Source organism: Paracraurococcus lichenis (assembly GCF_030657435.1).
In the GTDB taxonomy this organism is placed as follows: Bacteria; Pseudomonadota; Alphaproteobacteria; order Acetobacterales; family Acetobacteraceae; genus Paracraurococcus; species Paracraurococcus lichenis.
In genome coordinates this window covers 1-292 of record NZ_JAUTWS010000578.1, presented here as the reverse complement: position 1 = coordinate 292, position 292 = coordinate 1, and the positions used below count along the sequence as shown (strand labels likewise).

The following is a 292-nucleotide window of genomic DNA, read 5'->3' as shown; positions in this document are numbered from 1 at the left end:
TGCCAGCGCCGCCTCCGTCTCGGACAGGGCAACCGGCGGCGCGGCCGGCAGCGGCACGACCGGCGCCGGCGCGGCGGCCGGGGCCGAGCCCGTGACCGCGCCCTCGTGCAGGGCATCGAGCCGGGCGATCAGCGCCTCGTCGTCGCCCTCGCCCTCCGAGCCGGTGGCACCCAGATGGTCGACGATCGCCTTGAGCACGTCGATCGCGCCCAGGATCGCCGTCACCACCTCAGCCCCAACGGCCAGCCGGTCCTTGCGGATGGCGTCCAGCACGTTCTCGGCCGAGTGCGCT

The 292-nt window shown here is 75.7% G+C and carries 1 pseudogene; it reads right to left on the bottom strand.

Annotated features, from left to right (window positions below):
• Positions 1 to 292, bottom strand: a pseudogene (locus Q7A36_RS41305) (hybrid sensor histidine kinase/response regulator); the annotation flags it as partial.